The following is a 25,038-nucleotide window of genomic DNA, read 5'->3' on the forward strand; positions in this document are numbered from 1 at the left end:
CGTTCCTCCAGGCCGAGCCGGAAGGCGGCGGTGTCCCCGTAGCCGCCGTCGGCGATGACCTGGGGCACATCGATGCCCCAGGACCGCGTCTCGTCGATCATGTCGAGGGCCAGCTGCCACTTCTCGACATGCCCCACCTGGGCAGGGATGGCGCACTTGTCACGGCGGGCCACTTTGGCCGGATCGGCCTTGGGCGAGGCGGGGTCCCAGCTTCCGGGCAGGAACAGACGCCAGTTCACCGCCGCCGAGGCGCCGTGGGAAGCCAGGTGCAGCGAGACTCTGGCCTGGCAGTTGGTGACCTTGCCCGCGGTGCCGGTGTACTGCCTGCTCACGCACGCCGACGCGTCCCCGTCCTTGAGGAACCCGGTGTCATCGATAACCAGCGCGGTGGGCTTGATGACCGGCTGCATGCGCCAGGCCAGCCGGGCCCGCACATGCGCCGCGTCCCACGGGCTGGAGGTGACGAAGTGGGCCAGCGCCTGCCGGTTCCCGTCCTCGCCCAGGCGGGCGGCCATCGGCTCCACCGACTTGCGCCCCCCGTCCAGCAGCAGGCCCCGCAGATAGACCCCGCCCCACCGCCGCTGATCCGCCCGCGCGAACGGCTCGAACATCTCCGCCGCGAAGTCCTCCAAGTCACACCGGACCGCAGCCAACTCCTCACTCAGCACACACGATCAACGACACGACCGATCAAGAAGACACGCCACCACAAACGACACATGACCAAGCCCTACTAGGAGTCGGCCGGGATGAGGCGTGTCAGCCGGTCGGCGATCCGGCGGCGCAGTATTCGGGAGTCGAGGTCGAGACGGCAGATCGCCTCGATGTCGCGCACGGTCTCGCGCCGGGCCATCGGGGAACTCACCCTTGCCACGGTATCCCAGAAATGTGGGAGGGCCGCCCGACCTCCAGGCGCCTACCGTGGGTCCGAGAAACCCCAGGTCACCGGAGGTGCACCGACATGTCCCCGTCCATGCTCAACGTCGGACTGGATCCAGCGCTGGTGGACGACGCGCCCTCGTCACGGGCGGCGTTCCCTGAAATCGACGCCGAGGCGGTCCGGGCCGAAATGGCCGCGGGCCGGGCTCGGCTCGAGGAACTCGGCCTCAGTGTCGATGTCTGCCTGCTCGACTACGGCCGCACGGCCGAGGCGGTTTTTCGCGCCGCGTTGACCGCCAAGGACTACGACATCGTGCTGATCGGCGCCGGCGTCCGGCTGGACCCGGAGCTGACCCCGCTGTTGGAGGTGCTGGTCAACACCACCCACGAGCTGGCACCCGACGCGAAACTCTGCTTCAACGTCAGCCCGACGACGGCTGTCGAAGCCGTCCAGCGGTGGTGGCCCGAACACAAGCCGCTGGTCTAGGCGCTCCATAGCACTCAAGAGACGATTCGATGAACGGGAGGGGGTCTTCCGCCATGTCGGCAAGAGCACTCGAGGACAAGGTCGCACTGGTCACCGGCGGCAGCCGGGGCATCGGCCGGGCGATCGCGGAGCGGCTCGCCCAGGACGGCGCCGCCGTCGGCGTCACCTACGCCCGCGACGAGACGGCAGCGAGCGAGACCGTCGAAAACATCCGCAAGAACGGAGGACGGGCCTTCGCACTCCAGGCGGGGCTGGGCGAGCGCGGCGACGCGGCCCGCCTCTGGGCCGCCTTCGACGCCGCGGGCACGGAGCACGTGCCCGACGGGAAGCTCGACATGATCGTCAACAACGTCGGCATCGGGGATTTCGCATCCCTGGAGTCGTTGACCGAGGACGCCTTCGACAAGGTCTTCGCCGTGAACGTGCGTGCACCGTTCTTCGTCACGCAGCAGGGACTGCCGCGCCTGCGCGACGGGGGCCGGATCATCAACATCTCCAGCTCCGTAGCCCGCCTGGCCACGCCGGGAATGATCGCCTACGGCGCCACCAAGGGAGCCCTGGACAACTTCAGTCTCGCCCTCGCCAAGGAGCTGGGCCCCCGGGGCATCACGGTCAACTCGGTGGCCCCCGGAACCGTCCTCACCGATGCCAGCGCGGCCACTCTGCTGGGCGATCCGCATGCCGAGGCGCAAGCGGCGTCTCTTGCCGCCCTCGGCCGGATCGGGCGGCCGGAAGACATGGCCGACATCGTGGCCTTCCTCGCCTCCGACGACGCACGCTGGGTAACCGGCCAGGTCATCGACGCAACGGGAGGCACGGCCCTCTGACGTGCTAAGGAGAGGAACACCGTCGAGCGGCTGATCAACAAGATGAAGGCCTGGCGTGGCATCGCCATCCGGTACGACAAGTCTCCCGACAGCTACCTCGCCGGCCTCCACCTACGCGCCTCGATGATCTGGCTCAAGGACCTCACCCGAGCCACCCATTGATCGGAACTCAATACGGTCCCTGCCACACGCTCCACGTGGCAGCCCATGACATCCGCGGCGAGCACAGCCGTCTCCGCCCCTGCCTACACGCGCGACATCTGCTTTACCCGGAAGACGACAACACACTTCACCAGTCAGACGACACTTACTGATCGTTTCAGAATGAGGTTCGGAGTCGTCTCAAGCAGATAATGCTGCAGGCGAGTTGGAGTAGTCCGAGATGGAGGTCGGCTCGTATCTCGTAGCGGATGCGCAGTCGTTTGAACTGGTGGAGCCAGGCGAAGGTCCGCTCGACAACCCAGCGTGTTTTGCCCAGGCCGGAGCCGTGCGGGGTGCCGCGGCGGGCGATCTTGGGTGTGATCCCGCGCGTGCGGACCAGACGCCGGTACTTGTCGTAGTCGTAGCCGCGGTCGGCGAACAGCCGCCGGGGCCGGTGGCGTGGCCGGCCCCGCAGTCCACGGATGCGGGGTATGGCGTCCAGCAGCGGCATGAGCTGCGTGACGTCATGACGGTTTCCGCCGGTCAGGGAGACGGCGAGCGGAGTCCCGTGCCGGTCGACGATCAGGTGGTGCTTGCTGCCGGGCCGGGCCCGGTCGACCGGCGAAGGTCCGGTGTGAGCCCCCTTTTGAGGGCCCTGACGTGCGAGCCGTCGATCGAGGCGTCGTCCATCTCCAGCAGGCCCTCCTTACGCAGTTCCGCCAGGAGAACCCCATGCAGGCGGGGCCACACTCCGGCCTCGGTCCAGTCCCGCAGACGCCGCCAGGCCGTCACCCCGCTGCAGCCCACCAGCTCCGCGGGAACGTCCCGCCAGCCCACACCCTTGCGCAGCACGTACACGATGCCCCGCAAGGCAGCACGGTCACCCACCGGCAACCGCCCCGGATACCGATGCCGCCGCGCCGGCCGAGTCGGCAGCAGCGGGGCTATACGTTCCCACAGGTCATCAGGCACAAGATCAGCAGACACCCGCCAGATCCTGCCGACCCAACACCCAACTGCCAAGCCACCACACCGATCTCTTTCTGAAACGATCATTTAGGGCTTGCAGATGAATAAGATGCGCGTTCCTGCTCTTGACATCACAGCTCATGCAGGGTGTTCGACGGCAAGTTGATTCTCTGCAAGCCCTTAATGGATCCGACCGCCGATTCCACACAGTTCCGCTCGCTGAGCTTCCCGGCATGCCCAGTCCAGGCCAGGATGATCCGCATGTCGGATACGAGTACCACACCCGAGCGGCCCGTGAACGCAGCCGTTGCAGGCCCCGCCCGCAGAAGGTGGATGACCCGGCGACAGGTGACATGGGCCGTCGTCGCCGCGGTGGTAACGGCCGTGCTACTGGCGGGCAAGGTGTGGTTCGGCTTCCAGCCGCTGGCGACGGGTGGCAGCCGGCCCTACGCGACCTCGTCGACCGACGCCTGGGAAGTGAACTCATTCCTCCTCGATGACCGGGCTCTCTTGATCAAGAACGAGTACGGTGCCACGCTCACGCTCCGCCAACAGATCCACAACACCAGCTCGCGGAGCATCAGGATCATCGACCCCGGACCGGCGCTGGCCGACTGGCGCCGGAGCCATGCGCCGTGCCTCTGACAGCCGGTGCGGGCGCACTTCACATCCGTGGAAAAGGGTGCCCCCGCTCGTAAAATGCCTTTCACACTGAAACCGGGGGAATCGTTCATGCTCGAATTGCTCGGTCGAGTTGGCAAACCCGGTTGTGATGACCCGAAAACCGCTTACGCCGGCACCAAGATCGACATACCCATGCGCTTCAGCTTCCTCGGTATCGCACGCACCTAGAGCATCCCGCTCGGAATCACGATCTGGGAATCCGACGACCCCAAGCGCGGCCTCCGTCCAGACATCAGGAAACTCAAAGCGGACTCCTGAGCTCGAAGCGTGGCCCCTGCCGCCTGCTGTTCCGATCGCCGCACCTCGCCACGGTAGCTGAGGCCGTGCCACGGGTTGATCATCCAGCCGCCACTGACATTGGACAAAGCGGCCGGCGTGGTGGCAGGCGATGGACTACGGAGCGCCAGTGGTGCTGTGCTTCTCGTTGCGTCCCTTAGAGGTTGTCTCATTTGGTGAGCCTGCGGTAGCAGATGAGGGTGCAAGCGATGCTGGTGAAGGCCAGGAAGTGGTCGGGTTTTCGTTCGTAGCGGCGATGGAGGCGCCGACATCCGCCGAGCCAGGCCATGGTGCGCTCGATGGTCCAGCGGTGGCGGCCCAGGCGCTTGGAGGACTCGATGCCTTTGCGGGCGATGCGGTGGGTGATGCCGCGGGATCTGAGCCATCGACGCAGATGAAGGTTGTCGTAGGCCTTGTCGGCGTGGAGCTTGGCCGGCCGCCCGCGGCGGGGTCCGCGGCGGGAGCGGATGGACGGGATGCCCCGCACCATGGGCTCCAGGGCCTGGCTGTCGTGCAGGTTCGCACCCGAGATGCCGATCGATATGGGCAGACCGGAGCGTTCGGTGATCAAGCGGATTTTCGACCCCAACTTTCCCCGGTCCACAGGATCCGGACCTGTCAGGTCCCCCCTTTCAGAGCCCGCATGTTCACCGAGTCGATCGCACACCGCGACCAGTCCAGCTCCCCGCAAGCGCCAAGCTCGTCCAGCACCAGGCGGTGCAGCTTCGCCCACACCCGGGCCTTGCTCCAGTCAGCGAACCGCCGGTGCGCGGTCGGCCCCGACGGCCCGAAGGACGGCGGCAGCTGCCGCCACGTACACCCTGACGTGGCCGCGAAGATGATCGCCGCCAACACCTCCCGGTCCCCGTACCGCCGACGGCCACCACCCTGCGGCCGCGACGGAGCGGGCGGCACCACCCGCTCGAACAACACCCACAACTCATCCGGCACCAGCCGCTCCACGATCCCCACAACAGCAGATTACCGAGTCCATCCAAATGAGACGACCTCTTAAGGGGAATTGCCAAATTACCCCTGCCGGGCACGGTCAGGGCGCTGCAAAGGGGAGGACGGTGGAGGCAGTGGCCACCCCCGGCGCCGCCCGGCCGGAAAGGGGGTTTTGGAATGCATGTCTGCCCTCAAAGGTGTGCGCCTGCGTCGCAGGCACCGCACCACGACCCCGGACCCGGCCGCGGCGAAGGCACCGGACCTGATCGGGCGCGACTTCACCCCTGCCGAGCCGAACACGAAGTACGTCGGTGACATCACCTATCTTCCCTTGGAGACAGGGAAGTTCCTCTACCTGACCACAGTCCACCAGGGCCGTTCGCCACATTCAGCCCGCCGACGTCGCCGCCTCCTCCTCACGAACAGCAGCCCAAGCTCACATGCTGGTTCTCTGCGAGCCCCGAGCACACGAGCAGCCCCCGAGGGCCCGGTGCCTTCGGGGGCTGCGCACATCGGCCGACGTCTAGCGTGCCGAGTAGCCGAAGGCCACGCCGTTGGCCGGGAGACCTCCGGAGCCGGGCCTGTACGTGGTGGTGGGAGCAACCGTGCCACCCTGGGTCACGTTGGACATCGGCAGCGCGTAGAGCGCACCGGTCGCCAGCGGCCCGGAGGGCATGCCCACATACAGCTTCGTCGCCGTGAAGTGGATGCTTCTGCCCATGTACTGGTTGGCGCCAGGAGGGCCGGGGACGCCGTCGCCGTCCCCGGCCTCGATCCAGCGGTCGTTCGGACCGGCCGAACCGGCCAGCGAGAATGTGTGGACCGCACCCGTGTTGGCTACGGTGCCGACGTCCTCACCGGGCGTCCCCACAGCGAGCCGCATAGACGCCACGGTACTCACCGAAGCCGGAGCGGTGTTGACGGCGGAGAGGTACTCGCCCATGCGGTCACCGGCCTCGGAGGTGCCGGACACATCGTCCTCCGCCGTGCCCTGCTTGAGCTCGCGCAGGTAGCTCCAGGTGCCGTCGGGCTTGATGCGGATCTGCACCACGCGGCCCGCGTTGGCGCGGTCCACGGTGCCGACCGTCACGCTCTCACCGGGCGAACCGATCGCCAGGATCGACTCCGTGGCGGCTGCGGCGCCGCTGGCCCGGAACGGGGCCATGGCCACCGCGTACCCGAACTGGTCGCCCGCCTCCGCGCCGCCGGAGATGGCGGCGTTGTTCTGGTCGAGCCCGGCCAGCGGCAGGGGGTGACCGGTGGAGTCGAAACGGTTGGCGTCGAAGATGACGACGCCGCCGGCCTTCGCCGTGCTGCCCAGGGCCTCGTTGGGGGAACCGATGGCGATGTAGTTCTGGTCGGCGGCCACGGACCAGCCGAACAGGTCCCCTGTCTCGGGGTCGCCCGGGACACCGGCCGTCGACTGGCTGACCGCCACGCTGGTGGTGCCGTGCACGTAGAAGGAGGAACCCGCCTGCGCGATGTCGCCGAGGGATTCCCCGGGCAGACCGATAACCAGGTACGGTCGGCCGGCGTCGTTCACCGCAGCCGCGATCCTGTGGCCCATCCGGTCGCCCGTTTCGGATGCCGAGCCGGCGATCGCACCCGTGCCGGCGCCCTGCTCGAGGTGCGTGGCCTTCAGAGTGCCGGTGCCCAGACCACCGGCCGCGCCGTACAGGATGTCGACGAAGCCCGCGTCGACGGCGGTGCCGACGGTCTCGCTCGGAGTTCCCGCCACCAGGTCGGTGAAGCCGTCCTTGTTCCAGTCGATGGTGGCCAAGGTCTCGCCGAAGTAGTCGTCCGCCTCGGAGCCGCCCGGCACCCAGTCCAGGTCCTGGCTGATCTCCGCGGTGCCCTTGCCGCCGCCGTACACGACGCGGACCAGGCCGGCCTTCGCGTCCGTGCCGACAGTGGCCTGGGGGTCGGAGATCGCGACGTCCTCAGCGCCATCACCGTTGAAGTCGGTCATCCCGGCAGGCTTCGGGGTGGTGCCCCCGCCGCCGAGAGCGGTACCGAGGTCGAGCCGCGGAGTGGTGGCACCGGTGTAGATGATGCCCCGGCCGCTGCTCTTCAGCAGGGTCGTCAGGTCGGCGATGTTCCTGGTGGGAAAGGCCTGCTTGAGCACGGCGTACGCGCCGGCCACATGCGGTGTGGCCATCGAGGTGCCGTTCTTGGAGGCGTAGGTGCCGCCGGGTACGGCGGAGACGATGCCCGTACCGGGGGCGAACAGGTCGAGCAGCGGACCCCGGTTGGTGAAAGCGGACAGTTGATCGTCGTCGGTGGTCGAGCCGACCGTGACAGCGGAGGAGATGCAGCCGGGCATGCTCACCGCGTCGGTGTGACCGTTGTTGCCGGCGGCGATCACGGTGGCCACGCCTGCGGTCAGCAGGCTGTCCACGACCGGCTTGCGCAGGTCACTGTCGCAGGCGGTGGTGTAACGGCCGTTGCCGAGGCTCAGGTTGGCGGCGACGATCGGCACACCGGTCCTCTTGAGCTTCAGCACGTGCTCGAGACCCTTGAGCTGTGCGCTCTGGTAGCTGCCCACGCAGGGGGCGGCGCCACCGCAGAACTCCTCGGTGGTGAACTGGCTGAAGACCTGGATGGCGACGATGTTGGCGCCGGGCGCCACACCGTGCTTGGGAGCGCCCGTGATGCCGGTGCCGTTGCCTGCGGCGATGCCGGCCACGTGGGTGCCGTGGTCGCAGGCGGTCATGGTCGCGCAGGCGCCGGCCGCGGTGTTGGCAGCGCCGGTGCCCTCCTGTGTGTCGGCGCCGTCCGGACACAGGCTGACAATGCCGCCCTCGGTATCGCTCGGCGAGAAGCATGCCTCGGCCACGACCCGGTTCTTCAGGAACGGGTGGCCGGTCTCGACGCCCGTGTCCAGGACGGCGATCGTCTGTCCCGTACCGGTCTTGCCGGCCGCGACGGCGTCGTCACCGCCGATCAGCGGGATGCTCTGGTCCAGGGTCGGCGGCTCCACCTTGTCCTCGGTGACGCTGACCACGGCCGGCTTCGCGGCGAGTCGGTCGAGGCCGGCCCGGTCCACCTTGAGGGTGACCACCGGCACGGTCTCGAATTCCTGCTTCTTCTCGCCGGCGGTCGCCGCGTCGGCGACGTCCGCGAGAGTGTCCGTGACGACGTTGACGCGGACCTTGCCGTCGCCCGCGGTCCGGTCGTAGAGCGGCGGGTCGACCGGGTCAGCCGCGGCTTCGGCGGCTGTCGCGGTGCTCGTCGGTGTGACGGCATGGGCCGGTATGGCGGCGCCGAGGGCCATGGCCGTCATCGTGGTGACGACCGTCGCCCAGATCGTTCTCTTCATGTTGCCTCGGTGAGCCGGGGGGCGCGTCATGACTGGGCCCGTGGGGAAGCAGACATGCCACAGCCCGGAGAGATGTGGGGAGCGAAGTGCTGAAGGGTCCAGGAGGAACGGGCCGGGCGGCGTGAGCTTTTCGCCGCCCGGCCCGTTCGGGCCCAAGGGGCCCGCTCCGTCAGGAGGTTGTGCTGTGTGTCGTCAGAAGGTGTGCCGAGCCGTGATCAGGTCTTCCTGGCACCGTTCTTCGGGTTGCCCTTCCATGCCACGGCCTTGAGGTAGGCGTACGCGTAGCTGTTGCACTTCCAGCGGACAAAGACGTTGTACGCCTTGCAGCTGCGCGTCTTCATCGTGGAGTAGAAGGCGTTGTCGACGTTCGACTTCTTGCTGCGGTCCAGGTAGTACTTGTAGCCCTTGTACGTGTTGCCGATCAGCCCGTAGCCGTAGTCGTGGGAGTCGCACGCGGCCCGGAAGTTGAAGCCTCCCGGGCGGCTGATGTTCGGACCGGGGGTGCTGCAGCCGTCGTAGATGATGCCCGCTACCCGGAAGCCGGTCGGCGTGTACCGGAACTTCGGCCAGTGCCAGCCGTAGTGCGCGGCCCACGCGACGCAGCCGCGGTTGAGGTACCACATCCACTCGGTGGCGCGGTTGCAGTAGCGCGGGTAGGCCTGCGGGTCGGTGATCTCCCCGGTGGTGAAGTCACCGACCGGAGGCGTGGTCGCGGATCCGTCGCCTGCCGGGCCCTTGAGGGGCTCGGTGGCGGACGGCAGGTCGGTGCCAACGGGCGCGGCGTTCGGGGCGGCCGACTCTGCCGGGAACGTCAGGTCCCACTCACCGTTGCTGGGCGAGTCGACGTCGGAGACGCGCCCCGTGCCGTCGTAGGCGTACGACGAGACCGGGTCGGTGCCCTCGACCGGGTTGGTCACGTTGCGCAGCAGACCCGAGGCGTCGTAGGAGTAGCGCGCCAGCGTCTGCGCGGTGGCGCCCGACGTAAGGGTGATCTCCTTGGCTCGGCCCGTGTACTCGCCGGGCGCCGTGGCGGTGGCCGTCGTGGCGGTCGAGTACTTGACCGCCAGCGACTGCGCCGGCGTATCGGCGGTGGCGGGCTCGCTGACCGTGGCGACCCGGCCCTTGGTGTCGTAGGAGACCGTGGCGGTGGCACCGTCGGCCAGGTTGCCAAGGCTGGTCACACGCCACTTGTCGGCGCCCGGAGCGACCTGCTTCCAGTTGTAGGTCGCCGTGAGGTTGGCGACGCCGACGGCTGCGCCCGCGTCCTCGTCGCCCGTCACGTCGGTGTCCGGGGTGCCGGTGGCCGGAGCGAGGGTCTCGACCGCGGTGGTCACCAGTGTGCCGGTCGCCTCGTTGTACGTGGTGGTCTCGCTGAGCTTGTCGCCGGTGGCGGTCTCGTACTTCTTGACGCCGCCGCCGCTCGGGTAGTCGACGCTGCTCTTCAGGGCGTACGAAACCGAGACCTTCGCGTCGAGGTCGGTGACCACGACGGAGTCGGCCTTCTGCTCCAGCTTGCGGTTGAGCTGGCCCCCCAGGAACCCGGCTTCCCAGCCGGGGCCGAAGACGCCTTGGTCCGGACGGGTCGCGGGCGCCGACTCCGGCTTGGCGACTCCGTCCGCACCTTCGGTCACCGTGTGCGTGCGGCCCATGAGGCCCTCGGCCACATCGGTCTCGTACAGCTCGAAGGACTTCTCCGCGGTGGAGTACAGGCCGGGACCGACCTGCTGGATCTCCCCGTCGGCCAGCGGTGGTTCGACAGTGGCGGCCGCGGGCTGCGGCTGCTCGATGACAGCGGCTCCGGCGGACTGCTGCGGAAGCATCAGCGCCATGGAGAGTGCGGCCATGACAGGCAGAGCTGTTTTGCGCACGAGTTCCCCCCTCGTGTCGTAGGTGTGCTGCTTGATCGATGCGGACCGTAGACCGGCGCCGATCACGACCACAAGTGGTCTACAAATAGGGGTAGTTGATTCCGCTTCCTTGCAGCAGTGAAGTTCGCCCGTCCGCCGCCCGAGGTTGAGTACGCGTACTCATGTGGCGCGAGCGGCCCGGCCCGAGACTGGACACGTGAAGCGAACACAGACCTGGGTCAGGACAGTTGACACCAAAATGCGTGGCCGTCGGTCCACCCTCGCGATGACGACTCTCGCCGTTCTGACCCTGGCCGCCTGCGGCTCCGAGCAGCCGGGCCCCCGGGGGGAGCGGGGTTCGTCCGCCGACGCCGTCTCAGCGAGGAGCGACGCGGGCGACGCGGCCTTCATCAAGATGCTGGACGAGGTGGCACGGGAGTGCCCCCCGCCAGGTGCGAAGAGGGAGTCGCCGCCCGCCCCGGTTGGCGAGGCGCCGACTGCTCCGGCAGGGGCGCCGCCCGGCGCCACGGTGCCGCCGCCGGGCGGCGCGGTCGAGCCCGTCGCCCCCACGGCAGGTCCGGAAGTGGAGCTGGACGCCCGCGACTGGTGTGCCGGCGTCCAGCACGAACAGCGCGTGGCCGAGGCGGTCCTGCAGCTCAAGCAGCCTGATCCCGCACAGGTCAGGAAGGTCCTGAACGGCCTTGGCTACATCGACGAGCGCGTCCACGGCCTGAGGCAGTCCGCCGCCGTCACGACGTTCGTCATCGACCTCCGCGTCAAGGGAGGACGGCTGTGCCTGGACGGCACTGCCAACGGTGATCTGACAGAGGTGGAGGCGTGCGTCGCACCCAAGGACGGACCGTTTGATATTGCAAAGCTGCATCGTCGATCATGAGTTCGATGTGAACTAGGTCACAGACCATGCTTGTCTGGGTGACTGATCAGCAACACCTTGTTACCCACAAATGAAAGATACTGTCCTAAATCACCGCTATAGCGATGAGTTAGGGAGCGCCGGGCCATTGGGGATAGTTGTCCACGGGCGCGCTGCCGAGGTTGCGTCAGCAACCATCCCTCCTCGCGGAGGGCTGGGTTCCACCGCCGCTCGTTGCGCCCCCAGGAGCTCGCCGCTGGGGCGGACATGGCTCCGGTTGCGCCCACGGGACGACCGGGGATCGCAGGACGCAAGTGGCAGAACTCGGCGTGGTTCGCGACTTCTCTGGGACCGAGCAGGACGCCCACCCCTGCGGACGCGCGGAGAACGACGTGAAAGCGGCCCGGTCGCGTTCGAAGTCCTAGCGAATCCATGCAGGTAAGACTGAGTGGCGGCCCCGCCCGGCTACGATCCGCCTGGTGAGGCGGCGGTCGTTGCCCTCAGCGGGTTTGTACAGGATGGCGAAGTCGCCCACCGCATGGCGAGTGTCTCCAGGAACCCCTTCCCCTTCCCTCTCCTTGGATCGTCGTAGCTGTCCCGCGGTGAGCCCCGTCGCCCCCGCACGTTCGCGCTTCCTCCATGGGTCCTTCCGGCCGTTTCCGCAACTGAGCGGGTCCAGAGGCGGACCGGTCATCGGTAGAGATGGGCCGAGGGGGCGGCTACCCGGTGATCACTCAGCCGGGTGGCCGCAGTGGTGACCGTGGTGCTGGGCTGCGCCACGGTGGTTCAGGCGGTGGACTGCTGCAGTTGGCGCAGCGAGTGGACCAACTGGTCCACCTCGTGTGGGGTGTTGTACAGGGCGAGTGAGGCCCGTGCCGCGTCTTGCAGGCCGTAGTGGCGCAGCGTCGGCTGGGCGCAGTGGTGGCCTGCCCGGATGGCGATTCCTTCCCGGTCGAGCCAGTCGGCGATCTCCGCCGGCTCGTGCCCGGCGAGTGTGAAGGTCAGGACGGCGACCCTGCCTGGCGCCGAGCCGAGGATCTCCAGCCCCGGGAGGGTGGTGAGAGCTTGCTGTGCGTAGGCGACCAGATGTGCCTCGTATGTGGCCACGGCTTGCCGGTCGAAGGAGGTCAGCCAGTTCAGGGCTGTCAGCAGCCCGACGACGCCGGCGATGTGGCCGGTGCCGGCCTCGAAACGGTGCGGGACGGGCGCATAGGTGGTCTGCCCGAAGTCCACCGATTCGATCATGTTGCCGCCGCCCTGCCACGGTCGCATGCACTGGAGGATTTCCGGCTTGGCGTACAGCGCCCCGATCCCGGTGGGGGCGAACACCTTGTGTCCGGAGAACGTGTAGAAGTCGGCGTCGAGGTCTTGGACGTCCACCGGGAAGTGGGCGATGGCCTGAGCGCCGTCCACCAGGACTTTGGCCCCGTAACGGTGGGCCAGTGCCGTCATCTCCCGGACGGGGGGCACGGTGCCCAGGACGTTCGAGGCGTGGCTGAGCGCGACGAGCTGGGTGCGGAAGGAGAGAAGGTCGGCGTAGGCGTTCTGGTCGATCTGCCCGTTGGGCAGGAGCGGAATGGGCACCACCCGGGCTCGCCGTTCCTTGGCGATGTGCTGCCAGGGAACGATGTTGGAGTGGTGCTCCATCGTCGAAACGAGAATCTCATCGCCGGGGCCGAGGTTGTCGCGGCCCCAGCTCTGTGCGACGAGGTTGATCGCTTCGGTGGTGCCGCGGACGAAGACGACGCTGTCCGGTGTGGGCGCGCCGAGCAGGCGGGCGACCGCGGCGCGGCCCTCCTCGTAGATGTTGGTGGCTTCTCGCGCCATCGTGTGCGCACCGCGGTGGATGTTGGAGTTGGCGCTGGCGTAGTAGGCGCTCAATGCCTCGATGACCTGGCGCGGTTTTTGTGTGGTGGCGCCGTTGTCCAGCCAGACAAGGGGGTGGCCGTTGACCGTACGCTGCAGGATGGGGATGTCTTGGCGCGCCATGTCCGGCGAGAAGACGCCGTGCTGGCTGCGGGGTGCGTACGGTTGTTCCGTCCATGCGTGTGACGGCGGCGTTCGAAGTACCGTAGCGGCCGGGGCGGCATGTGCGCCGGGTGCGGGCGGGGCTGTCCGGGCGGGGGGAGCCTGGACGGTGTGTGCCGTGTGGTCGGGCACGGTGAGCTGCCGTGCGGGAGCAGTCGGCAGGCGGTGGTCCTCCGGCCCGGCTGGGCCGGGCCGGACGGCCGGGGGCGCTGCAACTGTCTGCTGCGCAGGTACGTCGGACGCTGTTGCAGCGGTGGGATCGGCTGCCGTCTGCCCTCGGGTGGCGGTCTGTTCTGGGAGGCGGGGCCGCGCCGCGTGCCCGGCCGAGGCCGCGGGAGCCGTGGGCGCCCGGGGGGTTCTGGGGGCTTTGCGCCCCCTGGGCTCAGGAGTAGTCATGGTACTTGGACACCTCGACGTTCTGCAGTACGGCGGTGGCGTCCTCCACCAGGACCGCGGCGTTGAAGTAGGAGGTCATCAGGTACGAGCTGATGCCCTTTTGGTCCATGCCCATGTTCCGCATGGCCAGGCCCGGTTCCACCTCATCGGTCACCTTCGAGGGGCGCAGGCCCACTACGCCCTGCTCGGCCTCTCCCACCCGCATCAGCAGGATCTCGGTGGTGCCCGTGCCGCCACGGCCTGAGAAACGCACCTTGTCCGAGGGCAGCATCGGCACACCTCGCCAGGTCAGCAGCGGGCTGCCGAAGCGGGTGTCCATCAGCGGGGGCACTCCCCGGCGGGTACATTCCCGTGCGAAGGCGGCGATCGCCCGGGGGTGGGCGAGGAAGTACGCGGGGTGCTTCCACACCCTGGTCAGCAGTTCGTCCAAGTCGTCCGGGCTGGGTGCGCCGGTACGCGTCTGCACGCGCTGCCCGGGAGCGACATTGTGGAACAAGCCGTACTCCGGGTGGTTGAGCATCATCGCTTCCTGGCGCTCGCGCAGGGCCTGGATGGTCAGGTCGGCCTGGGACCGGGTCTGGTCCATGGGCTCGTTGTAGAGGTCGGCGACGCGGCTGTGCACGCGCAGCACTGTCTGGGCCAGGCTCATGTGGTACTCGCGCGGAGTGTCCTCGTACTCGACGTACGTTCCCGGCAGGTCGGGCTCGCCCACGTGGCCCGAGGCGAGTTCCACCGGCACCTCGGAGCCCGGCTCGGGTGCGCCGTCAGCGGTGTAGGCCTCCAGTGCTGCTCGCAGTTGCTCGTCGCCGTCGGCCAGTCGGGTCAGCTCGTCGCGGTTCAGGCACAGTGCCACGCCGTGGGTCAGCGCCTTGACGTAATGGGGCATGGGCGCGCCGCTGGTCCAGGATGCGAGGTCGAAGGTCTGGCCGTCACCGATGACGTCGAGGACGGCTTCGTCGCCGTAGCGTCCGGTGACCCGCTTCTCTGCCTTGCCGTGTACCAGCACCCACAGCTGCGCGCAGGGCTCGTCCTCCGTGGCCAGGACCTGTCCCGCCTCGAAGGTGACGGTGGTGAACGAACCGGCCAGTTCGGTGAGCAGGGCCGAATCGGCTTCCCGCAGGTAGGGCAGCTCGCGCAGGTCCTCGGCGATGACGCGATGGGTGCCGTTGTCGCTGTAGCTGCTGATGCGGTCGTCGCCCAGGACGAAGGTACGGCGGCGGTTGACCCGGTAGACACCGGACTCGACGTCCACCCACGGCAGCGCACGCAGCAGATAGCGGGGGGTGATCGCCCGCATCTGCGGTCGGGTCTTGGTGGTATTGGCCAACTGCCGTGCGGCATCGGGGCTGAGGCTTTGCTGGTAGTCGTTCATCGTGACCTCCTGGCCGGACTGTGACGTTCCGTGCACCGTCACGATCACGGGTGCGATCACCCGTCCACAACCATGCATGTGCCAGCGGCAGTCTTGAATTCTTCGAACGGTGCACCGGCCCACGCCTTCCCATGGCATACCGGTCCTCGACGCTCACCCGTGACCCAAAGGGCTGTCAATATGACAGTGATCAAAAAACATCGAAAAGCACCCCTGTAAGCAGCAATTTTTCGACTGCGCAATCGGCTGGAAGCGATCGCTTCGATAAGTATGAAAAACATGCGAGATGAACAACACGAGAAGGCCGCCGCCTCGTAGGCAACACACACGGGACTCCGGATGGTGCGGGGTAACTCCCGATCAAGGACGATGCACCGATGACGGGTGAGAACGTGGCCGGGCCCCCGTGCTCACAGGCCGTGCACGTCTCCAAGGGCGCAGTGCAGGCGGCGCCCCTGCCACCCGCACCCGAAGGCTGGACGGCCAGGGCGGCCGGCAACTAGTCCCAAGCCTCGTGACAGCGCAGCTCGGCCCGGGGCATTGCCGCGGTGAGAATGGGGTAGGGCTTCGCAAGCTTGTCGAGCAGTCACACGTGCGCGCGTCGGCCGGGGGGCGAATTGGACCACAGCGAGGAAAAGCGGGGTCCCAATAGAGTGCTGGTCACTGATCTGGACGGCACGCTGCTGGGTGGCGAGGCGGACCAACGCCGACAGCTGCGTGACGAGTTGACGAGTCATCCGGAAATCACTGTGGTTTTCGCGACCGGCCGGTCCATGCCGTCCGTCCAGCGACTGCTGGGGGATCCGCTCGTACCGCGTCCGCACTGGATCATCGGGGACGTCGGGGCAAGCGTCGCGGAGGGCGAAGGCTTCAGCGCCGACGTCGCTCTGCAGGAGAAGTTACGCGGAGGATGGCCGGGAGCAGCCCGAGTGCGCAACGCACTCAAAGGCTTCACGGGCCTTACCTACCAGCACGGTGTGGTGCAGGAGGGCCGGTGCTCCTTCTATCTGGAGACGCGTCATCTGACAGAGCAACTCTGCTTGACTGTCGCGGCATTGGGCTGTTCCTGGGTGCACTCGGACGGTCGCTACTTCGATGTTCTTCCGCCGGGTGCGGACAAGGGCGCCGCGCTGGTCCTGCTGGCAGCCAAACGTGGCTGGTCCAGGGAGTCCCTCCATGGGCGCGAACCTGGCTGCGGTGTTCGCGGTAAAGGGCCTCGGCGCCGATGGGACTGGCGGCAGCAGGGCATAGAGCCAGCTCCGTGAGGTTGAGCTGTCGACGCAGGATCGTCCATCCCTCGTCCGTCCCCGTCGTGCTCACACCCCACCGCCGCAGCCACCTCCGCACGAGCCGGTCGCGCCGACGCCACCGTCGTTGGCCCAGCCCGATGTACGAGCCGGGTTGGGCCGCTGTGCGGGGAGCGTCTGGGGTCGCGTGTCCGTGGGGGCCGGCTGTTCCGGTCGGGGAACGCGGGCCTCTTCCTCGGCGACCCGGCGCACGCACAGCGCGTCGAACTCGGGCCATAGCGGGGCGGCGTACCGTCCGCCCTGGCCGTCTGTCATGCCCAGCCAGATGCCTGCGGGCGCGTGCGCGACCAGGGCGCTCAGGAACCACACCCCGCTCGCGTCGGGCTGTCGCACATGGAACCCGATGCCGTACACGACGACGGCGCAGAGGCCGAACAGTGCCGACCAGGACGCTGCCCGGTCGGGCATGTAGCGCGTACGACGCGCAGGAAGCTCGCGTTGCGCCGCCTCCCTGAGTCGGGTCCGGAACGCGGCGAAGCGGGGTGAGGCCATCACAGCTTCGGCGGTGTCGGCTCTTCCGGCATCACGAACGGCTTCCTGGAGCGCTGCCAGCAGAGGGTGCAGTTCCGGCCCTGGTTGCCGCCCGCAGTGGGAAGCTCCCTGCAGACGGCACAGCACCAGGATCCCGGTCCGCGTCGCCGCCTGCTCCCCTGCGAGGTAGTACGCGGCGAGAACCGGCATGGCGGCCCCGGCCCCGAAGAAGCGCCCGATGGCTTGCCGGTCACGCCGGAGTGAGAAACGGAGTCGGAGCAGGGAGCACGTCACGCACACCGTGAAAGCACTCGTCCAGACCACAGCGAAGGTCCAGAAAGCCGGCAAGCCCCTCAGAAGATCCGCCATCACCCCACCCCCCGTCCGGCCTGATCCCAGGGTGGCAGGGAGGGCGCTCTCTGCCCAGACTTCTCACAGCTCGCGGGACCACCGGATCCGGCGTCGGAGAGAGCGCGGCCGCCGGGTGTTCCGTACAGGGCGCTCGGTCGAGTGCTCAGAAAGGGACCAGATCACTCCGAGGCGGATGTCGGACCGGCATGGTTTCCAGCAGTTCCCGACCGAGTGAGGGCCCTCCCGGTGAGACATCCCGGTCACGTCGCCGGCCACGGCATACACCCCATGCACCCCGATACCCAGTGGGACGTTCCGCCCGGTCGGAGCCCGCCCGGCTCGTCCCAGCGGAGCGAGCGGAAGGTCGTCCGGATCTCCTCGGTGAGGACCGTGGGCTGCTCAAGGGCCGCGAAGTGCCCACCGCGGTCCAGTTGCCGGTAGTGGAGGACGTTGGTGTACCGGCGTTCAATCCACCGTCGGGAAGCCTGGATGGCCTCGCCGGGGAAGATGCTGAATCCGGCCGGCACTTGGTTCGGCTCGGACGGGGCGGGCACCTCTTGCCGTGCTTCCCAGTACAGGCGTGCTGAGGAGGCACCGGCGTTGGGCAGCCAATACATCATGATGTCGTCCAGGATCTCGTCGCGGTCGATGACCGATTCGGGATCGGCGTCGCTGTCCGTGACGTCCTGGAAGAGTGTGTAGATCCATGCGGCCAGCCCGGCCGGCGAGTCGGCGAGCGAGTAGCCGATGGTTTGCGGCCTGGTTGACTGCTCCTTGAAATAGCCGTCCAGCAGTGTCTGGTAGTTCTGCGCTGTGGCCAGCATGCGCTGCTCGTCCGGTGTCGCCTCGCTGATCTCCCGGGCGGTGGGGAACACCATCGGCAAGTTGACGTGCATGCCGAGGAAACCGTCGGGTGCCTCACGGCTGATCGCTTCCACGACGGCCGAGCCCCAGTCGCCTCCCTGCGCGACCCACTCGCTGTAGCCGAGACGACCCATGAGCGTGACCCAGGCGTCGGCGATCCTGAGGACCCCCCAGCCGGTCGCCGTGGGCTTGTCGGAGAAGCCGAAGCCGGGCATCGAGGGAACGACGACATGGAAGGCGTCCTCAGCTCGGCCGCCGTGCGCGACGGGATCGGTCAGCGGCCCGATCAGGTGCCGGAATTCGAGGATCGAGCCGGGCCAGCCGTGGCAGAGCAGGAGCGGGAGCGCCGAGGGTTCGGGCGAGCGCACGTGCAGAAAGTGCACGCCGACGCCGTCTAGACGGGTACGGAACGACCCGAAGTCGTTGATCTCCTTCTCGCAACGCCGCCAGTCGTAGTCGGTGGCCCAGTGGTCGCAAAGGGCGCGGATCTGCTCCAGCTGCGGACCCTGGTCCGGGCCGGTTTCCCGGTCCGGCCAGCGCGTGTCGAGGAGGCGGCGGACGAGACGGTCAAGTTCCTCAGCGTCCACAGCAACGCGGAACGGCTCGACACTCATGGACTGGGGTGACATGCGACATCTCCCTGGATGGGGGCGGGGTACCACCGTAACGCTAAAGTGGAATGTGGATTCAACTTGAGAACAAGATTTCCAGTTGTTACGGTGCGTACATGCCAGAACGTCCCCTGCGCCGCGACGCGGAGCGCAACCGACAGCTCCTGCTGGAAACAGCGCATGCCCTGATGGCCCGTGACGGACTGGAGGTGACGTACGAGGAGATCGCCATCGCGGCCGGTACCGGCATGGGCACCGTCTACCGCCGGTTCCCCGATCGGCAGAAGCTCGTGGACATCTTGTTCGCGGAGCACATCGATGCCGTCGTCGAGCTCGCCCGGCAGGCGTGTCAGTCCGACAATCCCTGGACCGGGCTCACCTGGTTCATGGAGCAGCAGCTCGAACTGGAGGCAGGCAACCGCGGACTTGGCCAGCTGCTGCGCGGCGGCCGTCAGTCGTCCGAACTCGTGATGCGGGGGCGGGCTCAGATCACGCCTCTCGTGACAGATCTCCTCGAGCGGGCGATCCGGAGCCACCAGCTACCGGCCACGGTCATGCCCGCCGACCTGGTCACGATCCACCTCATGGTCGGTGCGGTGATGGATGCCGCCCGTCACATCGACCCGGATCTGTGGCGACGCGCCCTGACCATGGCACTCACCGGGCTCCGGCACGCCGAACTGCCCGTCAGGCAACCGGACGACGAACTCATCGATCGCCTTTTCGGGGTCCCCGCCACAGCACGAGACAAGAAAGCCGCCAATGAACCTGCCGAATGACCTGGTCGATGTCCTGCACACACCGGCCCTCTGCTTCCTGACCACCCTCATGCCGGACGGATCCCCGCAGATCACCCAGACCTGGGTCGACACCGACGGCGTCAACATCCTCATCAACACGGTGACCACGCACCAGAAGATGAAGAACATCACCCGCGACGCACGCGTCGCCGCCGCCGTCGCCGACCCGACCGCACCATCCCGCTACTGGGCAGTCCGTGGCACCGTCGCATCGTCCACGACGCAGGGCGCCGAGGAGCACATCGACAAGCTGGCACACAAGTATCTGGGCCGCCCCTACCCACAGTTCGGCGGGCAACAGCAAGAACGTGTTCTGCTGACGATCAGCGTCGACACGTTGCACACCCCCCGCCGCTGACCAGCGGCACGGCGCCGAACCCCACACTTTCGCCTGGCTCAAGCCCCTATGCAGCTACTGTGCCCCCTCCGTCCCTGGGATCCCCCTGAAAAGACGAAGTCGTCGAGAACCGGGATCCGTCCTTCCTGTCAGGGGTGCCCACAGCGTGTCCGTCGGCCGACTTCCCTCAGGAGCAATGTACTTCCGCCGTGACTGACACCGCCTCGGTACGCCTGTGGGGCCGCACGCCTGGACAGGATCGACCCTGCTGCCGGCCGCGGCTCTGGCGCTGCGCCTGCCGGTGTACGGGTTGCGACGGGTCATGTACCCAGACCTACTGGGACTCCCTGATCGGCAACGGTCACGTCGTAGTCGTAGACGGTGGGGCTTTGGCTTCGGTCCACTGGCCCCAGGCCTGAAGGGGTGGTCCACGACGTGCTGCACGCGGCCGAGGGGCTTGACGGTGCCGCCGCGGCGACTGGACGAGGTGGCGTGCGAAGCCCTGCCGGCCATCGGTGGACCGGAGGCCGTCCGCGGTCTTGTGGACCTGTGCGAGCGGTTGCCGCCCGGCCGGGGGTACTGGACGGTACGGGTGCTCGACGCCCCCTTGCCGCGCTGCGGGCCACGGACGCCGTGACGCCCCTCCTGGCCACGCTGCAGGGGTGTCTGCCCGATCTCGCGGTACGCGTCGTGCGCACGCTCGGCGCGATCGAGGCCCCACGGGCCGCCTCCGCCCTGCTCGTCCCCGCGCACTCCCCCGCCCCGGACACCCACCTGCGCCGCGCCGCGGTCGAGGCGTTGCACGCGCTGCCCGCCGTCGGGTGGCCGCCCCCGCACCGCCACCCGGCCGTCGAGCGACTCCTCCGCACCCCCCGTGCGACCCGGACCCCGACACGGCGCGCCTCGCGCCAGCCTGCTCGCCAGGACCGAGGACGGCCGGGCCAGGCCCTGTTGCGGATCGGCACCGAAGAGGCGTACGAACGCGTGCTGGCGTTCTGCTGCAGGACGAAGCACTTCTATACCTGGCACGTCGGCGCCCTGGACGCCGTCGCCGCCGGCGACGACACTGCCCCCGCTCGTGGTCAGGGCGAGCGGGGGCGGTCTGAGGCGTGTTCAGTGGCCGCCGGTGAGCTGTCCGGCGAGCTTTTCGTGGATTTCCGCGCTGGACTTGTTCAGGCCGATGATCGTGACTTTCTTGCCGCGCTGCTTGTACTTGGTCTCGATGGCGTCCAGGGCGGCGACCGAGGAGGCGTCCCAGATGTGGGCCTCGGCCAGGTCGACCACGATGTCGTCGGGGTCGTCCTTGTAGTTGAACTGGTAGACCAGGTCGTTGGAGGAGGCGAAGAACAGTTCGCCGGTCACGGTGTAGAGGACGCTGCTGCCGTCGGGCGCGAGGTGCGGGGTGACCTCGGCGAAGTGGGCGACGCGCTTGGCGAAGATGACCATTGCGGTGATCGAGCCGAGGACGACGCCGATGGCGAGGTTGTGGGTGATGACGACGGCGGCGACGGTGACGACCATGACGGTGGTCTCGCCGAGGGGCATCCTTTGGAGGGTCTTGGGCTGGATGGAGTGCCAGTCGAAGGTGGCGACGGAGACGAGGATCATCACGGCGACCAGGGCGGCCATCGGGATGTCGGAGACGACCGGGCCGAAGGCGATGCACAGCACCATCAGGAAGGTGCCCGCGAGGAAGGTGGACAGGCGGGTGCGGGCTCCGGAGGTCTTCACGTTGATCATCGTCTGCCCGATCATGGCGCAGCCGCCCATGCCGCCGAAGAAGCCGGTGACGATGTTGGCGATGCCCTGGCCGATCGACTCACGGGTCTTGTTGGAGTGGGTGTCGGTGATGTCGTCGACCAGCTTGGCCGTCATCAGCGACTCCATCAGGCCGACCAGCGCCATCGCCAAGGCGTAGGGGGCGATGGTGGTCAGGGTGTCCGTCGTGAACGGCACGTCGGGCAGGCCGGGCACCGGCAGTGAGGAGGGCAGGTCGCCCTTGTCGCCGACCGTGGGTACCGCGATTCCGGCGGCGACCGTGATGACGGTGAGGATCACGATGGACACGAGCGGCGCCGGGACCACTGTGGTGATCTTCGGGAAGAACACCATCAGCGCCAGACCGCCGATGATCAGCGGGTAGACGGGCCAGGGCACATCCGTCATCTCGGGCACCTGGGCCATGAAGATCAGGATGGCGAGGGCGTTGACGAAGCCGACCATCACGCTGCGCGGCACGAACCGCATCAGCTTGGCGACGCCGAGCGCACCGAGGGCGATCTGGAAGACACCGGCCAGGATGACGGCGGCGATCAAGTAGCCCAGGCCGTGCTCGCGGTTGAGCGGGGCGATGACCAGTGCGACGGCGCCGGTGGCGGCGGAGATCATGGCCTTGCGTCCGCCGACGATCGAGATGACCACGGCCATGGTGAAGGACGCGAACAGGCCGACGGCCGGGTCGACACCGGCGATGATCGAGAACGAGATCGCCTCCGGGATCAGCGCCAGGGCCACGACCAGGCCGGCCAGGACCTCGGTGCGGAACACCTTGGGAGAGGCCAGCCAGTCCGGCTTGGGCATGCGCATTTTGGGGGCGGTGGACAGCGGTGTGGACATGTGACCGTTTCTGCTCGGGCGCGCCCTTCTCCTGCCGGAGGGGCGTGCGTCGTTCTCGACTCCACGCAACGGGGCGGAATCCCCGGTGGCCCGGCCTCGACGGGGGCCCTGCCGGATGCTGTGGCAGCGTGGGCGGCTGCCGGTCGGGCATCATTGCCCGGAAGTCTGCGGGCGCCGACGGGGGCCTGATCGTAGCCCGCACGCCGACGGGGCGGCCCGGACCGCACCCACGGCCCGGCTGCCTCACCGGCAACTCTACCCTGACGTGAGGGCAGAGTGTGACCTGAGGTTGGGGAACTCCACGGGAACACTCTCTCGGGTCGGGTGATTCCAGACACGTAAGCTGGGCTACTTTCCATGCTCGACATACGGCGGAACGCAGAAGGAGAAGGCGCGGAAATGACTGAGCGGCAGATGCAGATCGGTGAAGTGGCTGAACGGACCGGTCTGTCGCTGCGCACGATCCGCCACTACGAGGAAGTCGGCCTTGTGGCGCCTTCCGCCCGCAGCAAGGGCGGCTTCCGTCTGTACACCGAGGCCGATGTCGAGCGTCTGATGGTGATCCGCCGGATGAAGCCGCTGGATTTCTCGCTGGAGGAGATGCGGGACCTGCTGGAGATCACCGACCGGCTCGCCACTGACGGGACCCCTACGGAAGGGGACGAGCGGGAGCGGCTGCGCGAGCGGCTGGACTCCTACCGCAAGGTCGCCGACGCCCGCTGCGAGACGCTGCGCGCCCAGCTGATGGCTGCCGAGGACTTCGCAAGCACGCTCCGCCGCAGGCTCGGCACGGAAAAGTGACCGCGCGCCGGGAGGCCTTCCCCCAGCATTGAACCCGCGCGTCCCAGTCGCCCGCCGGGCAGATCATCGCACCGGGGCCCGTGGGCCTATTCGTGCGCGGCGAGGAGCTGGCCGAGGCGGGCGTCGGGGAAGGCGCGTTCGAAGGAGCCGACCTGCCATTTGTCGGGGAACAGTGCGAGCAGTGCCTTGTCGCGGACTCGGGTCAGGGCCTCGCCGGTGATGCGCTGGGAGGCGTTGAGCGCCTCGGCCCCGGCCGGGTCGGTGGCCCGCGCCAGACGGTAGGGCAACGTCTCCAGGTGTACGCGGGAGGAGAATTCGCCCGCCATCCGTGCCTGGACCACGTCGAACTGCATCGGGCCGACCGCTGCCAGGATGGGTGCTGCCTCGCCGCGGGTGTCGGAGACCAGGACCTGCACGACGCCTTCCTCGTCGAGCTGCGCGATGCCCTTGCGGAACTGCTTGGAGCGGGAGAGGTCGGCGGGGCGGGCGACCGCGAAGTGCTCGGGGGCGAAGGTCGGCATGGGCGGGAACAGGGCGGCCGGTCCCGCGTACAAGGTGTCGCCGACCCGCAGGGCGGTGGCGTTGACGAGGCCGACGACGTCGCCGGGGTAGGCGGTGTCGACCATCGAGCGGTCCTGGCCGAAGACGCTGTGCGCGTACTTGGTGGCGAACGGCTTGCCGGAGGCGGCCCGGGTGAAGGTCGCACCGCGTTCGAAGACTCCGGAGCACACCCGCAGGAACGCGATCCGGTCGCGGTGAGCGGGGTCCATGTTGGCCTGCACCTTGAACACCAGACCGGAGAACGGCGCGTCCACCGGCCGGGTGCCGCCGCCCTCCAGCTCCCGCGCGGCGGGCGCGGGCGCCAGGTCGACGACGGCGTCGAGCAGCAGCCGCACCCCGATGTTGGAGACGGCGGCGCCGAAGAACACCGGAGTGGAGAGCCCTGCCAGGAACGAGTCCCGGTCCAGGCCGGCGCCGTCTGCGCGCAGCAGCTCCAGTTCGTCGTTGGCCTGCCCCCAGTCGGCGCCTTCCTCCTCCGCGGCACGGGCTGCGGGGATGGCCTTCTCGAGGGCTGCGTGGGTGCCGCCCGGGGTGCGGGTGTAGCGCAGCATCCGGTCCGGGTCGCGTACGTCGATCAGGCCGCGCAGGTAACCGGGGGCGCCGACGGGCCAGGTCACCGGGGTCGGCCGGAGCCGGAACTCCCGCTCGATCTCGTCCAGCAGTTCCAGTGCCCCGTGCCCGGGGCGGTCCCACTTGTTGACGAAGGTGATCACGGGTATGCCACGGTGGCGGCAGACATCGAAGAGCTTGCGGGTCTGTTCCTCCAGGCCCTTGGCCGCGTCGATGAGCATCACGGCGCAGTCCACCGCGGCCAGGACACGGTAGGTGTCCTCGGAGAAGTCGGCGTGACCGGGGGTGTCCAGGAGGTTGAGGACGCAGCCGCGGTAGGCGAACTGGAGCACCGCCGAGGTCACCGAGATGCCGCGGGCCTTCTCCATCTCCATCCAGTCCGAGGCCACCCCGCGCCGCCCGGACTTGCCGTGCACCGCGCCCGCCGAGGTGATCGCCCGCGCGTGCAGCGCGAGGGCCTCGGTCAGGGTGGATTTTCCGGCGTCCGGGTGGCTGATCACCGCGAAGGTGCGTCGCCGGGCGGCCTCCCCGGCCACTGCGCCCATGTTTCCCGGAGGGGTGTCGGAGTGGTTTTCCTTGTGTGCGGTATTCACGGGTCCAGCTTCGCATCCGCCGCCGGGCCCTTCAGCAGGTGGGAGAGGCGGCGGTGCGAGGAACTGCGCCTGGGGGCTGGCGTCGGCGGAGGACTTCGCCCGCTCCCTG

The 25,038-nt window shown here is 68.3% G+C and carries 20 protein-coding genes and 1 pseudogene; 9 read left to right on the forward strand and 12 right to left on the reverse strand.

Translation table 11 applies throughout. From position 1 onward, the window contains the following. Both HNQ79_RS29260 and HNQ79_RS34145 read right to left on the reverse strand, forming a co-directional pair. Positions 1 to 611 (reverse strand): IS701 family transposase (locus tag HNQ79_RS29260; RefSeq protein WP_221508288.1); only part of this gene is annotated, 611 nt, incomplete at its 3' end. 122 nt (positions 612 to 733) lie between these two features. After that, positions 734 to 865 (reverse strand): hypothetical protein, encoded by a 132-nt coding sequence (locus HNQ79_RS34145; RefSeq protein ID WP_260421855.1) that lies wholly within the window; start codon positions 863 to 865, stop codon positions 734 to 736. A gap of 96 nt (positions 866 to 961) precedes the next feature. Here HNQ79_RS34145 and HNQ79_RS29265 point away from each other — a divergent pair, with 96 nt between their 5' ends. Together HNQ79_RS29265 and HNQ79_RS29270 are read left to right on the forward strand one after the other, a co-directional pair. After that, complete coding sequence (locus tag HNQ79_RS29265; protein ID WP_185036001.1) at positions 962 to 1,366, forward strand: hypothetical protein; 405 nt, start codon at positions 962 to 964, stop codon at positions 1,364 to 1,366. A 53-nt stretch (positions 1,367 to 1,419) separates the two neighbouring features. Beyond that, positions 1,420 to 2,193, forward strand: a complete 774-nt coding sequence (locus HNQ79_RS29270) for an SDR family oxidoreductase (protein ID WP_185036002.1) — start codon at positions 1,420 to 1,422, stop codon at positions 2,191 to 2,193. A 319-nt stretch (positions 2,194 to 2,512) separates the two neighbouring features. On the opposite strand, the gene HNQ79_RS29280 is transcribed toward HNQ79_RS29270, so the two are convergent. Next, positions 2,513 to 3,321, reverse strand: a protein-coding gene (locus HNQ79_RS29280) for an IS5 family transposase (protein WP_376700002.1) whose coding sequence is annotated in 2 segments (ribosomal slippage) — positions 2,513 to 2,982 and positions 2,982 to 3,321 — 810 coding nt in all. Because the reading frame shifts where the segments join, the coding sequence is not laid out codon by codon here. 129 nt (positions 3,322 to 3,450) lie between these two features. On the opposite strand from HNQ79_RS29280, the gene HNQ79_RS29285 reads away from it, so the two are divergent. Beyond that, positions 3,451 to 3,948 carry a hypothetical protein gene (locus HNQ79_RS29285; RefSeq protein ID WP_185036004.1) on the forward strand — a complete coding sequence of 166 codons (498 nt, stop codon included), beginning with the start codon at positions 3,451 to 3,453 and terminating at the stop codon, positions 3,946 to 3,948. Between the two features lie 484 nt (positions 3,949 to 4,432). On the opposite strand, the gene HNQ79_RS29290 is transcribed toward HNQ79_RS29285, so the two are convergent. Next, positions 4,433 to 5,226, reverse strand: a protein-coding gene (locus HNQ79_RS29290; protein WP_444545300.1) for an IS5 family transposase whose coding sequence is annotated in 2 segments (ribosomal slippage) — positions 4,433 to 4,891 and positions 4,894 to 5,226 — 792 coding nt in all. Because the reading frame shifts where the segments join, the coding sequence is not laid out codon by codon here. Positions 5,227 to 5,407: 181 nt separating this feature from the next. Between HNQ79_RS29290 and HNQ79_RS34150 the strand changes: the two are divergent. Further along, positions 5,408 to 5,578, forward strand: a pseudogene (locus HNQ79_RS34150) (IS3-like element ISRhosp5 family transposase); the annotation flags it as partial. Positions 5,579 to 5,734: 156 nt separating this feature from the next. Here the strand turns inward: HNQ79_RS34150 and HNQ79_RS34155 are convergent. Together HNQ79_RS34155 and HNQ79_RS29305 are read right to left on the reverse strand one after the other, a co-directional pair. Further along, positions 5,735 to 8,530, reverse strand: a complete 2,796-nt coding sequence (locus tag HNQ79_RS34155; RefSeq protein ID WP_229923772.1) for a S8 family serine peptidase — start codon at positions 8,528 to 8,530, stop codon at positions 5,735 to 5,737. A gap of 215 nt (positions 8,531 to 8,745) precedes the next feature. Beyond that, positions 8,746 to 10,398 (reverse strand): phospholipase A2, encoded by a 1,653-nt coding sequence (locus HNQ79_RS29305; protein ID WP_229923771.1) that lies wholly within the window; start codon positions 10,396 to 10,398, stop codon positions 8,746 to 8,748. A gap of 196 nt (positions 10,399 to 10,594) precedes the next feature. On the opposite strand from HNQ79_RS29305, the gene HNQ79_RS34160 reads away from it, so the two are divergent. After that, positions 10,595 to 11,272, forward strand: a complete 678-nt coding sequence (locus tag HNQ79_RS34160) for a hypothetical protein (RefSeq protein ID WP_229923770.1) — start codon at positions 10,595 to 10,597, stop codon at positions 11,270 to 11,272. A gap of 765 nt (positions 11,273 to 12,037) precedes the next feature. Here HNQ79_RS34160 and HNQ79_RS29315 read toward each other — a convergent pair. Continuing rightward, on the reverse strand, positions 12,038 to 13,240 hold the full coding sequence (locus tag HNQ79_RS29315) for a cysteine desulfurase (protein WP_308437375.1): 1,203 nt from the start codon (positions 13,238 to 13,240) through the stop codon (positions 12,038 to 12,040). Between the two features lie 421 nt (positions 13,241 to 13,661). Beyond that, a complete protein-coding gene (locus HNQ79_RS29320; RefSeq protein WP_185036005.1) occupies positions 13,662 to 15,047 on the reverse strand; it encodes a family 2B encapsulin nanocompartment shell protein in 1,386 nt (461 codons plus the stop codon). Between the two features lie 617 nt (positions 15,048 to 15,664). Between HNQ79_RS29320 and HNQ79_RS29325 the strand changes: the two genes are divergently transcribed. Continuing rightward, positions 15,665 to 16,312 carry an HAD family hydrolase gene (locus HNQ79_RS29325; RefSeq protein WP_185036006.1) on the forward strand — a complete coding sequence of 216 codons (648 nt, stop codon included), beginning with the start codon at positions 15,665 to 15,667 and terminating at the stop codon, positions 16,310 to 16,312. Between the two features lie 51 nt (positions 16,313 to 16,363). On the opposite strand, the gene HNQ79_RS29330 is transcribed toward HNQ79_RS29325, so the two are convergent. Then, positions 16,364 to 17,035 carry a hypothetical protein gene (locus HNQ79_RS29330; RefSeq protein WP_229923768.1) on the reverse strand — a complete coding sequence of 224 codons (672 nt, stop codon included), beginning with the start codon at positions 17,033 to 17,035 and terminating at the stop codon, positions 16,364 to 16,366. 401 nt (positions 17,036 to 17,436) lie between these two features. Then, on the reverse strand, positions 17,437 to 18,669 hold the full coding sequence (locus HNQ79_RS29335) for an epoxide hydrolase family protein (protein WP_185036008.1): 1,233 nt from the start codon (positions 18,667 to 18,669) through the stop codon (positions 17,437 to 17,439). A gap of 98 nt (positions 18,670 to 18,767) precedes the next feature. Between HNQ79_RS29335 and HNQ79_RS29340 the strand changes: the two genes are divergently transcribed. Then, entirely contained in the window at positions 18,768 to 19,430 is a 663-nt protein-coding gene (locus HNQ79_RS29340) for a TetR/AcrR family transcriptional regulator (protein ID WP_221508287.1), read from the forward strand. Then, positions 19,414 to 19,809, forward strand: a complete 396-nt coding sequence (locus HNQ79_RS29345) for a TIGR03618 family F420-dependent PPOX class oxidoreductase (RefSeq protein WP_185036010.1) — start codon at positions 19,414 to 19,416, stop codon at positions 19,807 to 19,809. Before HNQ79_RS29340 ends, HNQ79_RS29345 begins: the two co-directional genes overlap by 17 nt. Positions 19,810 to 20,901: 1,092 nt before the next feature. Here the strand turns inward: HNQ79_RS29345 and HNQ79_RS29350 are convergent. Next, a complete protein-coding gene (locus tag HNQ79_RS29350) occupies positions 20,902 to 22,404 on the reverse strand; it encodes a SulP family inorganic anion transporter (protein WP_185036011.1) in 1,503 nt (500 codons plus the stop codon). A 399-nt stretch (positions 22,405 to 22,803) separates the two neighbouring features. On the opposite strand from HNQ79_RS29350, the gene HNQ79_RS29355 reads away from it, so the two are divergent. Further along, complete coding sequence (locus HNQ79_RS29355; RefSeq protein WP_185036012.1) at positions 22,804 to 23,205, forward strand: MerR family transcriptional regulator; 402 nt, start codon at positions 22,804 to 22,806, stop codon at positions 23,203 to 23,205. Between the two features lie 86 nt (positions 23,206 to 23,291). Here HNQ79_RS29355 and HNQ79_RS29360 read toward each other — a convergent pair whose 3' ends face one another. Continuing rightward, on the reverse strand, positions 23,292 to 24,929 hold the full coding sequence (locus tag HNQ79_RS29360; RefSeq protein WP_229923767.1) for a peptide chain release factor 3: 1,638 nt from the start codon (positions 24,927 to 24,929) through the stop codon (positions 23,292 to 23,294). Positions 24,930 to 25,038: the final 109 nt, after the last annotated feature.

This window comes from Streptomyces candidus (genome assembly GCF_014207445.1).
Classification (GTDB): Bacteria; Actinomycetota; Actinomycetes; order Streptomycetales; family Streptomycetaceae; genus Streptomyces; species Streptomyces candidus.